10 protein-coding genes and 2 pseudogenes are annotated in these 12,161 nt (G+C 65.1%); 4 read left to right on the forward strand and 8 right to left on the reverse strand.

Features of this window, described 5'->3' with window-relative positions; translation table 11 throughout:
- Positions 1-2 precede the first annotated feature (2 nt).
- Both ACVMB0_RS24380 and ACVMB0_RS24385 read right to left on the reverse strand, forming a co-directional pair.
- Positions 3-173, reverse strand: a complete 171-nt coding sequence (locus tag ACVMB0_RS24380; RefSeq protein WP_456798194.1) for a hypothetical protein — start codon at positions 171-173, stop codon at positions 3-5.
- A gap of 244 nt (positions 174-417) precedes the next feature.
- Positions 418-684: a hypothetical protein gene (locus ACVMB0_RS24385; RefSeq protein ID WP_021079868.1), complete on the reverse strand. Its 267-nt coding sequence runs from the start codon at positions 682-684 to the stop codon at positions 418-420.
- A 347-nt stretch (positions 685-1,031) separates the two neighbouring features.
- Between ACVMB0_RS24385 and ndk the strand changes: the two are divergent.
- A pseudogene (gene ndk / locus ACVMB0_RS24390) lies at positions 1,032-1,455 on the forward strand (nucleoside-diphosphate kinase).
- 113 nt (positions 1,456-1,568) lie between these two features.
- Positions 1,569-2,405, forward strand: coding sequence for a TerC family protein (locus ACVMB0_RS24395; protein ID WP_461347936.1), 837 nt, complete (start codon positions 1,569-1,571; stop codon positions 2,403-2,405).
- A gap of 25 nt (positions 2,406-2,430) precedes the next feature.
- On the opposite strand, the gene ppx is transcribed toward ACVMB0_RS24395, so the two are convergent.
- The 4 genes and pseudogenes from ppx to ACVMB0_RS24415 form a co-directional block, all read right to left on the reverse strand.
- Complete coding sequence (gene ppx, locus ACVMB0_RS24400) at positions 2,431-3,933, reverse strand: exopolyphosphatase (protein ID WP_456755170.1); 1,503 nt, start codon at positions 3,931-3,933, stop codon at positions 2,431-2,433.
- Between the two features lie 12 nt (positions 3,934-3,945).
- Positions 3,946-6,150 carry an RNA degradosome polyphosphate kinase gene (locus ACVMB0_RS24405; RefSeq protein WP_461347937.1) on the reverse strand — a complete coding sequence of 735 codons (2,205 nt, stop codon included), beginning with the start codon at positions 6,148-6,150 and terminating at the stop codon, positions 3,946-3,948.
- Positions 6,151-6,281: 131 nt separating this feature from the next.
- Positions 6,282-6,960 (reverse strand): annotated as a pseudogene (locus ACVMB0_RS24410) (P-loop NTPase family protein).
- A gap of 84 nt (positions 6,961-7,044) precedes the next feature.
- Positions 7,045-7,587: a CDP-alcohol phosphatidyltransferase family protein gene (locus ACVMB0_RS24415; RefSeq protein ID WP_456755167.1), complete on the reverse strand. Its 543-nt coding sequence runs from the start codon at positions 7,585-7,587 to the stop codon at positions 7,045-7,047.
- 160 nt (positions 7,588-7,747) lie between these two features.
- Here ACVMB0_RS24415 and purM point away from each other — a divergent pair, with 160 nt between their 5' ends.
- Together purM and purN are read left to right on the forward strand one after the other, a co-directional pair.
- Entirely contained in the window at positions 7,748-8,821 is a 1,074-nt protein-coding gene (purM, locus tag ACVMB0_RS24420; RefSeq protein ID WP_461347938.1) for a phosphoribosylformylglycinamidine cyclo-ligase, read from the forward strand.
- Entirely contained in the window at positions 8,818-9,468 is a 651-nt protein-coding gene (gene purN / locus ACVMB0_RS24425) for a phosphoribosylglycinamide formyltransferase (protein ID WP_461347939.1), read from the forward strand. Before purM ends, purN begins: the two co-directional genes overlap by 4 nt.
- Positions 9,469-9,557: 89 nt before the next feature.
- Here purN and ACVMB0_RS24430 read toward each other — a convergent pair whose 3' ends face one another.
- Both ACVMB0_RS24430 and rnd read right to left on the reverse strand, forming a co-directional pair.
- On the reverse strand, positions 9,558-9,761 hold the full coding sequence (locus ACVMB0_RS24430) for a cold-shock protein (RefSeq protein ID WP_021079877.1): 204 nt from the start codon (positions 9,759-9,761) through the stop codon (positions 9,558-9,560).
- A 355-nt stretch (positions 9,762-10,116) separates the two neighbouring features.
- Positions 10,117-11,265: a ribonuclease D gene (gene rnd / locus ACVMB0_RS24435; protein ID WP_456755164.1), complete on the reverse strand. Its 1,149-nt coding sequence runs from the start codon at positions 11,263-11,265 to the stop codon at positions 10,117-10,119.
- Positions 11,266-12,161: the final 896 nt, after the last annotated feature.

Here is a 12,161-nt window from a genome sequence, read left to right on the forward strand (position 1 = left end):
ATCTAATGGCGGTCGTTTTCCCGTCGGTGCATTTCATCGAGGAGCTGCTGCAGGCGGGACGACAGCGCGGGCTCCGGCCGCATGCTCTGCTGGAGTCGTTCACCCACGGCATCGCAGATGTAACGGCAGGTCTTGTGATCGATCTGATCTGGATCGTTTTCGATCTGGGTCATTGTCATCGTCATGGCGGGTCTCTTGGCAGGTCTCCGAATATCTGTCTTGGCAAGTTCCACCTCGCGTGTTCGGCATTTTCGCCAAGACAAGTCGCGACCCCGAAATTGGTTTCCGCTCCCGCCTTACTCTCGCCTTGAGGTCGTGGAGCGGGTCGCGCGGTTGAGTTCCCCGCAGGCATGAAAAAAGCCCCGGCGCGAGGCCGGGGCTGAGCAAGTCAGGGGAGCAGTCGACGGAACGGATGGATCAGTAGCAGCGGTTGACCAGGCGCCAGCGGGGACCCCACGGGGTCGGCACGACGCGGCGGACATAGCAGCCGCCGTAGCCATATCCGTAACCGCCGTAGTAGGCGGGACCTCCGACGATGACGCGCGGGCCGCCCCACCAGCCATGATGCCATCCACCGTGCCAGCCGCCATGCCAACCACCCCAGGCCGACGCGGAGGTCGGGGCGAGCGCGGCAGCACCGAGCGAAATCGCGGCAACGGCGGCGAGCGAAATCTTGCGTAACATGATCGTCTCCTCGAGCTATGGGCGCGCGTGACGCGCCCGCGGTGACATCGTTTCCCGAGACGTCCTGTGAGGCTTGCGGATGGGGCCAGCAAGGCGTCCGATCGATGCAGAGCCTAGCTGGCGGCAGCTGAACGGCAGCGGCACGGCGCTGACAGAATGGGTTCACCTAGGTGAAATCGCGGTAAGCCGGCCGAGCCGATCGCGGACCGGAGGCCGCCCGAATGACGGTTTTCGTCGTGAAAATGCATCAAAACTAAAGGCTAACGCGTCACAGGGTCGCTTGCCGTCACCCCATCGCGCCGATATAAGCCCCGGCAACTCCCAGCCACGTTTACAAGGACGAAATCATGGCGATTGAACGCACCTTTTCGATCATCAAGCCCGATGCCACCGAGCGCAACCTGACCGGCGCGGTCAATGCGGTGATCGAGAAGGCGGGCCTGCGCATCGTGGCGCAGAAGCGCATCCAGATGACCCGCGGCCAGGCCGAGACCTTCTACGCGGTCCACAAGGCGCGCCCGTTCTTCGGCGAGCTGGTCGACTTCATGACCTCGGGGCCCGGTCGTGGTCCAGGTGCTGGAAGGCGAGGGCGCCATCGCCAGGTATCGCGACGTGATGGGCGCGACCGATCCGTCGAAGGCCGCCGAAGGCACCATCCGCAAGCTCTATGCGAAGTCGATCGGCGAGAACTCGGTGCACGGTTCGGATGCCCCGGAGACCGCGGCGATCGAGATCGCGCAGTTCTTCGCCGGCAACGAGATCGTCGGCTAACGCCGCACAACTGGAAGTGACGCGGTCTCCTCGAGGAGGCCGCGTCGAAACAGAACTGGGGAGCGGCGGACGACCGCCGCCAGGGGCGGCCGCAAGGCCGAATAGGACTCGCTGTGGACTGGCTGTGGCAGATCTTTGATCCGGCGTACATCGGCGCGTTCTTCACCGAGTTCAAGAACGAGATGGCGACGCCGACCTTCTGGGTCGCCGTCGGCAAGATCATCTGGATCAACGTCCTGCTGTCGGGCGACAACGCGCTGGTGATCGCGCTCGCCTGCCGCGGGCTCGCGCCGCGCCAGCGCCTGTGGGGCATGATTCTCGGCGCCGCCGCCGCGGTGTTGCTGCGCGTCATCTTCACCGGCATCGTCGCCAGCCTGATGGAGCTTCCCTACCTGAAGCTGGTCGGCGGCCTGGCGCTGATCGTGATCGCCGCCAAGCTCTTGGTGCCGGAGCAGGAGGACGAGGACGGCGTGCAGGCGGCCTCGCACCTGTGGGCCGCAGTTCAGATCGTCGTCGTCGCCGACATCGTGATGAGCCTCGACAATGTGATCGCGGTGGCGGCTGCCGCCAATGGCAGCGTGCCGCTGCTGGTGCTTGGGCTGGCCATCAGCGTCCCCCTGATCGTTGCCGGCGCGGCGCTGATCATGGCGCTGCTGACCAAGCTGCCGGTCCTGGTCTGGGCCGGTGCCGCGCTGCTCGGCTGGATCGCCGGCGACGTCATCGCGACCGATCCGGCGGTGCATCCGAAGCTCGATGCGCTGTTTGCCGGACCGCTCGGCGCCAAGCTCGATTCCTGGCTGACCTCGATCGGGATGACGCCGCAATTCGCCCATGGCAATGGCGGCGAGATCTCGCTCGCCGTGCTCGGCATCGTGGTGGTGCTGGTGATCGGATCGCTGTGGCGCCGCCACGCGCTGCGCAAGGCCAAGCATGCCGCCAAGGCGGCGTGAGACTTAAAGGCGGCGTGAGATCTTGTTAGCGCCGCACGATCGAGCCGGCGCGCCCGACCAGCCGCGCCAGTTGCCGGAAGCGGCTGCCGACGCGATCGGCGACCAGATCCACCATCCGGTGCTCGAACACCAGCATCAGCTTGCGGCCCTGGGTGCGGAAATGCGTCAGCGGCAGCACGCCGGTGCGCGCGGCCGTGATCAGATGCGCGACGCGAAAGGCGGCGCCGAGCACGCGCGCGCGCTCGTCCATCGCCGGTGTCACCAGCGCGCGGATCTGCGGCGGCGGTTCGTTCTCCTCGCTGAGCCCGGCGTAGCGATAGAACACCGACAGCGCGACGAAGGCACGGCCCTGATGCGTGATCGAGCCGAAATTGCCGTTCATGATCAAGCTGAGGGTTTCCTCGCCGCGATGATCCGGATGCACGCGCCAGCCGATGTCGGAGAGCAGGCAGGCGACGTGACGCAGCCTGCGGTCCTCCTCGGTCTCGCGCAGCCGGACCACGCGCACCAGCCGGTCGGTCCACGCCGTCAGCTCCTGGGCGTGGCGCGCCGAGCGCGACAGCAATTCGTTGAGGTTCTGCGCGGCGCAGACCAGCCCATCCTTGGCGCGCTCGGCCGGCGGCAGCATCTCGTAGAGCAGGCCTTCGCGCACGCCGAAGGTCGAGAACACGATCGTCTTCGGCTGCGCCACGCGGATGATGTATTCGAGCACGAGCGCGGCATAGGCCAATAGCGGCCGCCGCGCATCGGCGATCGATTCGATATTGGCCAGCATGTTGGTGGCCGCAAGCCGCCGCAGCCGCTGCGCGAAATCGAGCGCGTCGGCGGCCGGGATCGAATAGCCGTGCATCACCTTGAGCGGGTAGCCGCTCTGGATGATGTGGATGCGGGCCAGCGCGCGCCAGGTGCCGCCGACCGCGTAGAAGGTGCGGCCGCGGCCGGTCTTGAGCTGGGCGACGCCGAGCAGCTCGTTCTTGACGATGCGTTCGGCGCGCTTGAGCGACTTGTTCGAGAGATCCTGCAGCGCGAGGCTGCCGAGCGGCAGCGTGACGCCGCTGCGCACGCGGCTGCCCTTGACGTCGATCAGTTCGAGCGAGCCGCCGCCGAGATCGCCGACGATGCCGTTCGGATTGTGGATGCCCGAGACGACGCCGAGCGCGGACAGCTTCGCTTCACGCGGGCCGGTGAGGATCTCGATCTTGGCGCCGCAGATCCGCTCGGCCTGGGCGATGAAGTCCGGACCATTCTTGGCGTCGCGGCAGGCCGCAGTCGCGATCGCGTAGACGCGGCCGACCTGCTGGATCCTGCACAACGCGCGGAAGCGCCGCAGCGCGGTCAGCGCCTTGTTGACGGCATCGGTCGCGAGCAGGCCGGTGCTCTGCACCTCGCGTCCGAGGCCGCACAGCGCCTTCTCGTTGAAGATGGTGATAAGGCTGCGCGCCATCGCCTCGTAAACCACGAGACGAACCGAGTTCGAGCCGATATCGATCACAGCGACGCTGGAAGCGCGCTTCCGCGGCCGCTTCACCGGTAGGCCCCCTTAGGACGATGGCTGCTGACGTTCGTTGCGACGCGTGAGACGGCGCGGTGAAGATTCCTTGAGAGACTTACCACGGCCGGACAGACTCGGATTTGTCATGAAGTAGTCATGCAGATTGAAAGGCTCTTCGCCTTTCGCGGCCTTCATACGCGTAGACGAACCATCCGGCAACAATTGCCAGCTCTGCTCGGTGTCCTTCAGGTTCGCGACCATGATCTGTTCGAGAACCTGCTGATGCACCGTGGGATTTTGCAGCGGACAGAGAACCTCGACGCGGCGGTCGAGGTTCCGCGGCATCATGTCGGCGGACGAGATATACACAGCAGCTTTTGTGCTCGGCAGGCCTTGCCCCATGCCGAAGCAATAGATTCGGCCGTGTTCCAGGAACCGGCCGATCACCGATTTGACGCGGATGTTCTCCGACAAGCCGGGCAGGCCGGGGCGCAGGCAGCAGATGCCGCGCACCACGAGCTCGACCGATACGCCGGCCTTGGAGGCCTCGTACAGCGCGTCGATGATGTCGGGGTCGACCAGCGCATTCATCTTCATCCACACCGCGCCCGCACGGCCGTGCTTGACGTGGGAGATCTCGCCATGGATGTGCTCGATGATCCGCTTGCGCAGCGTCAGCGGCGACACCGCCATCTTCTCGATGTCGCTCGGCTCGGCATAGCCGGTGATGTAGTTGAACACCCGCGCGACGTCGCGGCCGATGATCGGATCCGAGGTGAAGTAGGAGAGGTCGGTGTAGATGCGCGCGGTGACCGGATGATAGTTGCCGGTGCCGGTGTGCACATAGGTGGTGAGATTGCCGCCCTCGCGGCGCACCACCATCGACAGCTTGGCGTGCGTTTTCAGCTCGATGAAGCCGTACACCACCTGCACGCCGGCGCGTTCGAGGTCGCGCGCCCAGCGGATATTGGCTTCCTCGTCGAACCGCGCCTTGAGCTCGATCAAGGCGGTCACCGACTTGCCGGCCTCGGCGGCCTCCGCCAGCGCGCGCACGATCGGCGAGTTGTTCGAGGTGCGATACAGCGTCTGCTTGATCGCGACGACGTCGGGATCGCGCGCCGCCTGTTGCAGGAACTGGACGACGACGTCGAAGGATTCGTAGGGATGGTGGACCACGAGGTCCTTCTGCCGGATCGCGGCGAAAATATCGCCGCCATGGTCGCGCACCCGCTCGGGATGACGCGGCACATAGGGCGGGAATTCGAGGTCGGGGCGATTGAGGCGGGTGAGCTGCGACAGCTCGTTCATCGCCAGCACGCCGTCGACCAGGATCACTTCATCGTCCGCGGCCGACAAGGCGTGCTGCACGAAGATGCGCAGCTCTTCCGGCATCGTGGCCTCGATCTCGAGCCGGATCACCGATCCGCGGCGGCGGCGCTTGAGCGCGGTCTCGAACAGGCGAACGAGGTCTTCGGCCTCTTCCTCGATTTCGAGTTCGGAGTCCCTGATGATGCGGAATGCGCCCTGGCCCTTGACGGTGTAGCCGGGGAACAGGCGGCCGATGAACAGACCGGTGGCCTGCTCGAGCGTGATCAGCCGCGCCGGCGCGCCTTCCTTGGTGGAGGGGATGCGGATGAAGCGGTCGATCTTGCCGGGCATGCGGATCAGCGCGTTCATCGCCTTGCCGTCGGAGATCCGCGACAATTGCAGCGCCACCGTGAAGCCGAGATTCGGGATGAACGGGAACGGGTGCGCCGGGTCGATCGCGAGCGGGGTCAGCAGCGGGAAGATGCTGTGGAGGAAGTGATCCTCGATCCAGCTGCGCTCGGACTTGGTGACGTCGCGCCCGTCGACCAGCTGGATGCCGACCTTGGCCAGGATGTCGCGCAGGTCGCTCCAGATCGCCTGCTGGTCTGAGGCGAGCTGCGACACCGTCTTGTTGATCATCACAAGCTGCTCGGCCGGCAGCAGGCCGTCCGGGCTGCGCTCGGTGATGCCTTCGCGAACCTGCGCCTTGATGCCGGCGACACGGACCATGAAGAACTCGTCGAGGTTATTCGCCGAAATCGACAGGAAGCGGACCCGTTCCAGCACGGGATGGCCGAGATTGACCGATTCCTCGAGCACCCGGCGGTTGAAATGCAGCCAGGAGAGCTCCCGATTGATGAATCGCTCGGGGCTGGTCGCGATCGCCGGGGCGGGCGGGAGTTCCGCCTCTTTCTCTTTGATTTCAGTTGCTTGTGCCGAGTCCATCAAGTGCTGGTCCAGTTCGGGGCAGGGGCCGGAGCGGTCTAGCCGAGGGCCGCAGAGACCATGTGATATTGCGATGACGTTTCGATGACATTGATGTTCCGCTGCCCCGCGCCGTCAAGCCACAGCGCCGCTCAGGCGTCGCGCAACAGCTCCGCCGCCAGCGCCCGCGTGACCGGTCGGCCGAGCCGCAGCGCCTCGGTGTCGAGCAGTTCGACCGCCTGGCGGACGGCAACGTAGGAGCGCTCGATCCGGTTGCAGAGATAGCTGACCAGCGGCTCGTCCACGCTCATCTGGCGGTCGGCGCAGAACTTGACGATCAGGCCGCGGAACAGCTGGTCGTCGGGCGGCAGCAGCGTCACCGTCGGCACCGCGCGAAGCCGCGACCGCAGATCGCGCAGCTCGATCTCGAATGCCGATGGCGGGATGCGGGCCGTGATCAGCAGGTAGGCATCGTCCTGCCGCGCGAGATTGAGCAGGTGAAACATCGCGCGCTCGTCGAAATCCGACGGCCTCAAATCCTCGACCACCAGCGCGCCGGTCGCAAGCGCCGTCGGCACCGTGTCGGCGGTCAGCGCATGAGCCGCGGTCGCCGCGGGCGCCGGCGCTCTCGGCCCAGATCGCGGCGAGGTGGCTTTTGCCGGAGCCGTCGGGGCCGACCAGCAGCATGATCCGGTTCGGCCAGTCGGGCCAGCCGTCGATCAGCGCCAGCGCCGCCTCATTGGCGGGGCCCTCCAGGAAATCGTCGCGGGTCAGTTTCTCCTCGTGCGGCAGGGCCAAGGCCAATTGACGAGGTTGAACGCTACCGGCCACGCAAGTCTCCAAACCACTTCATTCTAGCAAGATCTCTGCGCCAGCGCTTTGCGCCTGTCGCGGGAAAACCGGCTTCCGCTTGTCCTACCGGGCCTCGATCGTGCTCATGTGCCGGACCCACTCCACGAGATAGAGGGACACCGAACCCAAAGTAAAGATCGTGACCAGGCCCATCAGGATCAGGTCGTAGGGATGCGGCTCGAAGCGAAAGCCGAGCGAGGCCAGCACCAGGGCTGCAAACGCGACCTGCGCCGCCGTGTTCAGCTTCGACACCATCAGCGGCTTCATCTCGACGGGCTTGTCGAACAACCATGACACAATCACGGCGGAGACGATCATGATGTCGCGCGACACCACCAGAATCACGATCCAGCGCGGCACCGCGCCCCAGATTCCGAGCGCGACATAGATCGACACCAACAGCGCCTTGTCGGCGAGCGGGTCGAGCAGGGCGCCGAGCTCGCTCGTCATGTTGAAGCGCTTGGCGAGGAAACCGTCGACCGCGTCCGACACGCCGGCGATCACGAAGATCGCGAATGCGATCTCCATCTGGCTCGACACGATGGCCCAGACGATCACCGGCACCAGGATGATGCGGCCGAGGGTAATGATGTTCGGAATGCTCAACTTGGATCGCTTCCCGGCTAGAAGCCTGATTTTACTCGATATCCGGCTCTTTTGTGCGGCGGCCGGGTGTTATCTACATAGTATCGCGGCGGCAATGCCGCGAGCCATTGCGCGGGGGCGGAATTCCTCGTAACCAGCCCCTGATCATCTGGAATTGGGCATGACCGAGCGCAAAAACGGGCTCACTTACGCGGATTCGGGTGTCGATATCGACGCCGGCAATCGTCTGGTCGATCTGATCAAGCCGATGGTGCGGGCCACCGCACGGCCCGGCGCGGACGCCGAGATCGGCGGATTCGGCGGGCTGTTCGACCTCAAGGCGGCGGGCTTCAAGGATCCGGTCCTGGTGGCCGCGACCGATGGCGTCGGCACCAAGCTGAAGATCGCGATCGAGACTGGTATCCATAGCGGCATCGGCATCGACCTGGTCGCGATGTCGGTCAACGACCTCGTCGTGCAGGGCGCGGAACCGCTGTTCTTCCTCGACTATTTCGCCTGCGGCAAGCTGCATCCGGAGGCCACCGCGCAGATCGTCGCCGGCATCGCCGAGGGCTGCCGCGAATCCGGCTGCGCGCTGATCGGCGGCGAGACCGCCGAGATGCCCGGCCTCTACAAGGATGGCGATTACGACCTCGGCGGCTTTGCGGTCGGCGCGGCCGAGCGCAACACCTTGCTGCCGACCGGGGATATCGCCGCCGGCGACGCCGTGATCGGGCTGGCGTCCTCGGGCGTGCACTCCAACGGCTATTCGCTGGTGCGCAAGCTCGTCGAGCTGTCCGGCGTGGCCTATGACGCGCCGGCGCCGTTCGCGCCGGTCATGACGCTCGGCGCGGCACTGCTGACGCCGACCAGGCTCTATGTGAAGTCCTGCCTGCGCGCGATCCGCGAAACCGGTGCGGTGAAGGGGCTCGCCCACATCACCGGCGGCGGCTTCACCGACAACATCCCGCGCGTGCTGCCGAAACATCTCGGCGTCGGCATCGATCTGGCGCGGCTGCCGGTGCTGCCGGTGTTCAAATGGCTGGCCGAGCAGGGCGGCATCGCCGAGCTCGAGCTGCTGCGCACCTTCAACTGTGGCATCGGCATGATCGCGATCGTCAGGCGGGATGCAGTCGATGCGGTGACCGAAGCCTTCACCGCCGGCGGCGAGACCGTGACGCTGCTGGGCGAAGTGATCGAGGCGAAGGACGAGCATCGCGTGGTCTATAACGGTCATCTCGATCTCTCCAGATGAAGCGCCGCACAGCCATCCTGATCTCCGGCCGCGGCTCCAACATGGCCGCGCTGATCGAGGCCGCCAAGGCCGCGGATTTTCCGGCCGAGATCGTGGCCGTGATCTCCAACCGCGCCGATGCGCCCGGGCTTGAAAAGGCGGCCGCCAGCGGCATTCCGACCGTCGTCATCGAGAGCAAGCCGTTCGGCAAGGACCGCGCCGGCTTCGAGGCGGTGCTGCAAAAAGCGCTCGACGACAGCCAGGTCGAGCTGATCTGCCTCGGCGGTTTCATGCGGCTGTTCACCGCCGATTTCGTGCGGCACTGGTATGGCCGGATGCTCAACATCCATCCGTCGCTGCTGCCGTGTTTTCCCGGCCTCGATCCGCACGGCCAGGCGCTGCGCGCAGGGGTCAAGCTGTCGGGTGCGACGGTGCATTTCGTGATCCCGGAGACCGACGCCGGGCCGATCGTGATGCAGGGCGCGGTCACCGTGGCCGACGACGACACGCCGGAGACGCTCGCCGCGCGCGTGATCACCATCGAGCATCGCATCTATCCGGCGGCGCTGCGGCTGCTGGCTTCGGGCCGGCTCAGGCTCGAAGGCGACGTCTGCAAGACCCAGGGCAGCGCCGCAACGGACAGCACGCTGATTGCGCCGGCGCCTTAGCGCGCGGTGGCACGAGAAATCCTCGGGACGAATCCCCCGGGTGATGCGGCCGGGGGAAGCATCAGGATGAATTCCGCCAGCAGCGGGTGTCAGTGAACCTTGAGGTTCTCTGCCGACGCCTTGCCGCGGTTCTCCACCAGTTCGTACTCGACGGTCTGGTTCTCGTTGAGTGTGCTCAGCCCTGCGCGTTCGACCGCCGAGATGTGGACGAACACGTCCTTGTCGCCGACGGCCGGCTTGATGAACCCGTAGCCTTTGGTCGGGTTGAACCATTTGACGGTACCCTTCGGCATCGTCTCTCTCCCAGTTTAGACATAAAAAAGACGCGGCCACGTTTTCCACGTGCCACGCCACAAGCGGGCTTGCCGCCGTCTGCTCAGTTCCCGGGTCTTCAGATCCAAAGTCTTCAAGTCCGAAGTTTCGCCTCTCGAAGCCTTGTACGTCGAAGCTTTGGACAGCAACGTCGTGAAACGCACAGTCGAACGGCCGCGATCCGATTGTGAAGGGATTGCAACACGAAATTTGCGGCTTAGCAAGCGCGGTGGTTTCGTGTGACGCAACCTCCGCCTGTGCCGGTCGAAAGCCGCCGCGGAGCGTTCGGTCGCCGGCCGCGTGCCGATGGAACCTGGCGCGCATCGCGCGTTTGCGCTAGCCCCGATCGACCCGCACCACGCGGCCCTTGTCGATCGCCAGCGCGAGCTGGCCGTGCTTGAGCTTGAGCGCCGCCTCGCCGAACAATTCGCGCCGCCAGCCGTGCAGGGCGGCGACCTCAGCCTGGTCGCTGGCGGCGATCTGTTCGAGATCGTCGACGGTGGCGATCACCTTGCTGGCGACGCCGTGGCGCTCCGAGGTCATGCGCAGCAGCACCTTCAGCAGCTCGACGGTCGCGGCACCATTGGAATTGTTGCGCGGCTTTTCCAGCTTGGGCAGCGTCGCGTGATCACGCGCCAGCCCGCGCTGCACCGCGGCGATGATGTCCGCGCCCCATTTCGAGCGCTCGAAGCCTTTCGGCAGCGAACGCAGATTGCCGAGCTTGTCCAGCGAGGTCGGCGCATGGGTGGCGATATCGCCGACCGCGTCGTCCTTGAGCACGCGCGAGCGCGGCACGTCGCGGCTCTGCGCCTCCTGCTCGCGCCAGGCCGCGACCTCGATCAGAACCGCAAGTTCGCGCGGCTTGCGCACGCGGGTCTTGAGCCGTTCCCAGGCCCGTTCGGGATGGAAGTCGTAGGTCTTCGGCGAGGTCAGGATCTCCATCTCCTCGCTGACCCAGTCGCTGCGATCGCGCTTCCGCAAATCGGCATCGAGCGCGGCGAACACCTCGCGCAGATGGGTGACGTCGGAGATCGCGTAATGCAGTTGCTCCTCGCTCAGCGGACGGCGCGACCAGTCGGTGAAGCGATGGGTCTTGTCGGGGCGGTGGCCGGTGACGCGATCGACCAGCTGGTCGTAGGCGATGCTGTCGCCATAGCCGAGCACCATCGCGGCGACCTGAGTGTCGAAGATCGGATGCGGAATCGTGCCGGAGAGGTGCCAGACGATTTCGATATCCTGCCGCGCGGCGTGGAAGACCTTGAGCACGGCTTCATTCGACATCAGCTCGAAGAACGGCTTGAGGTCGATGCCGGGCGCCAGCGCGTCGACCACGACGGCTTCGTCCGCGCTTGCCATCTGCACGACGCAGAGCAGGGGATAATAGGTCGTCTCCCGCAGGAACTCGGTGTCGACGGTGATGACCTTGTGTTTGGCGAGCCGGTCGCAGGCGGCGGCGAGGTCGGAGGTCGTGCTAATCAGATCCATGAACAGTCCATGACGGCTTGACCCCACGCGTTCTGCCGAAAGGGCAGCTATGTCAAGGGTCTTGCAGGGATTTTGGCCCTGCATAAAGGGCAGAACGGGGCTTTCTGCATGGCTCGGCATGTTCTCGCGGTCTCGCAGTGCGGAATGCACCCGAGGTTTGCCAGTTTTCAGGCCCTCTTCTTGAAGAGGGCGCAGGGAAAGCCGGGTGCCGATCGCACCCATGGGCCCCGAGCAATGGGTAGAAAGCTCGGGGGTAGGACCACAGGTGTAACCGGAGCAGCCCGGCTTTCCCTGCGCGATGGCTTACGGCTTATACGTGCTCTCCCCGGCGAGACTTGGCTTTGTTGTCACCGTCTTCACAACGCGCATTGCGCAATCGGAAGAGACACCTACCGCTAGGGCGTCAGGCCTGCACGATTTCGCCGTCCGCTTCATGCGCACTCGTCAGTTGCGCAATCCGCGTCCACCGCATCTCGACCCACGTTCGTGACGACCGCGAAGCGCCCCTCGTGTCGGGTGAGACGGGGAATTCATACACTGAGTTGCCCTTCGGATAAAGCGAAATATTTTCGTGCTAGGTGGTTGACGGATTTTACTGAGTTGCCCGTCGGGTTGTTTTGTCGCACCGACCGTCGTCATTCCGGGGCGTGCGAAGCACGAGCCCGGGATCCATTGAACCGCAAAACAAGTGGAGGAATGGAGTCCGGGTTCTGGCTTCGCGAGTCCCGGAATGAATGGGGACGCTTGACCAATCCGGTCTGCACCGAGGGCGAGGCAACGGACGGCGGCGACACGCAGCAGGGTGAAAGGCGCATTACGTCAATTCGCGCCACGAATGGTGTCGAGGGCTATCTTCCACTTCTGAACTGACAGCAGGAGCTTTCCCGCAATTCCAC

It is taken from the genome of Bradyrhizobium sp. USDA 4451, assembly GCF_054822585.1.

Bases quoted from the DNA above. Each gene is read 5' to 3' on its own strand.
- ACVMB0_RS24380 (WP_456798194.1), bottom strand. From the start codon at position 173: ATGACCCAGATCGAAAACGATCCAGATCAGATCGATCACAAGACCTGC.
- ACVMB0_RS24385 (WP_021079868.1), bottom strand. From the start codon at position 684: ATGTTACGCAAGATTTCGCTCGCCGCCGTTGCCGCGATTTCGCTCGGT.
- ACVMB0_RS24405 (WP_461347937.1), bottom strand. From the start codon at position 6,150: ATGGACTCGGCACAAGCAACTGAAATCAAAGAGAAAGAGGCGGAACTC.
- purM (WP_461347938.1), top strand. From the start codon at position 7,748: ATGACCGAGCGCAAAAACGGGCTCACTTACGCGGATTCGGGTGTCGAT.
- purN (WP_461347939.1), top strand. From the start codon at position 8,818: ATGAAGCGCCGCACAGCCATCCTGATCTCCGGCCGCGGCTCCAACATG.
- ACVMB0_RS24430 (WP_021079877.1), bottom strand. From the start codon at position 9,761: ATGCCGAAGGGTACCGTCAAATGGTTCAACCCGACCAAAGGCTACGGG.
- rnd (WP_456755164.1), bottom strand. From the start codon at position 11,265: ATGGATCTGATTAGCACGACCTCCGACCTCGCCGCCGCCTGCGACCGG.